The organism is Vibrio rumoiensis 1S-45 (assembly GCF_000286955.2).
Classification (GTDB): domain Bacteria; phylum Pseudomonadota; class Gammaproteobacteria; order Enterobacterales; family Vibrionaceae; genus Vibrio; species Vibrio rumoiensis_A.
Genome location: NZ_AJYK02000112.1, coordinates 1 through 1395, shown reverse-complemented (window position 1 = coordinate 1395; position 1395 = coordinate 1). Strand labels below are relative to the sequence as shown.

The following is a 1395-nucleotide window of genomic DNA, read 5'->3' as shown; positions in this document are numbered from 1 at the left end:
GGCCACTCGGGAACCCCTCCACAAGTGCGGGGGGGATAATAGCAAACTCTTAAAAGCTGTAAAGGGATTTTTTTAAATAATTGATTGAGTGTTGAGTTTTCGAGCAAATGGGTGTTTTAGTGGCATTTTATTGAACAAAATGATGAAAAATTGAGTCAATAAAAGACAAGCCTTTTACCAATATGATAAATGAATATATTCCATTGATATTTACACTGCTTTACGCTTATTGACGATTGTGCTGATAGAATAATTAAAAACTCAAATGGATTGATGTTATGAATAAAAAAATATCCAGGACTCTGGGATTGGCTTTCACTATTTTTGTATCCTCTTATCATTTAGCCAATGCCGCCACACCGAAAAAACCAACGTCTATTCCTTCTGTCCCTGTTGGCGCGCAGATTGTCGAAATGCATGATGTTCAGCAGAGCTTAACTTTAGTTGCCAAGTTAGTGGCTCAAGAGTCTGTACTTATTAAGCCCGAAGTCTCTGGGCGTGTAGAAAAAATATTGGTGCAATCTAATCAAGAAATAAAAGCTGGGCAACCACTGATCACTCTTGATAGCACGAAAGCCAAAGCAACTTTAAATGAAGCGCGTGCTTATTATAACGATGAAAGACGTAAAGAAAGAGAATACGCAAGCCTTGTGAAGAAAAATGCGATTACTCAAACTGAATTAGATGCACAACGTGCCAGTGTGGATATTGCCAAAGCACGATTTGATGTAGCCACGGCCGATCTCGCCTACCTGACTTTAAAAGCACCTTTTGCTGGCACCATTGGTTTTATTGACTTTAGTAAAGGAAAAACTGTCACTGATAATGAAGAGTTGTTTACATTAGATAACTTAGAAAGTATGCGATTGGATCTTCAAGTGCCAGAGAAATATTTATCTCAGATTTCTGTGGGTATGACGGTGAATACGGTAAGCCGTGCTTGGGGTGACCAACCATTCCAAGGCAAAGTAACGAACATCAATACCCGAGTAAACAATGCTACGCTTAGTGTGCCTGTTCGTATTGATATTCCAAACCCTGACCATAAATTAAAACCTGGCATGTTGATGTCAGCCACTATTCACTTCCCTGAAATCCACAAACCTATTATTCCGGTACAAGCCTTAGAATATTCAGGTACAAAACGTTTTGTCTATGTAATTGAAGATAATAAAGTTATTCGTACAGAAATCACCTTAGGTGCTCGTATCGAAGATAAAATCGTCGTAGAAACCGGTTTGAATATTGGGCAAAAGATTGTAACCAAAGGCCTCGTCAATATGCGTGATGGGCTGAAAGTGAATATTGTTGAAGATAACAAGCTTGAGCTTAATAAGGCTGTTGAGCAAGGAGCAAAATAATGTGGTTATCTGATGTGTCGGTAAAACGACCGAC

Annotated in this window: 1 protein-coding gene; it reads left to right on the top strand. The window is 38.9% G+C overall.

Features of this window, described 5'->3' with window-relative positions; genetic code table 11:
• Positions 1–278: 278 nt before the first annotated feature.
• Positions 279–1361, top strand: coding sequence for an efflux RND transporter periplasmic adaptor subunit (locus tag A1QC_RS14750; protein WP_026025953.1), 1083 nt, complete (start codon positions 279–281; stop codon positions 1359–1361).
• Positions 1362–1395 lie beyond the last annotated feature (34 nt).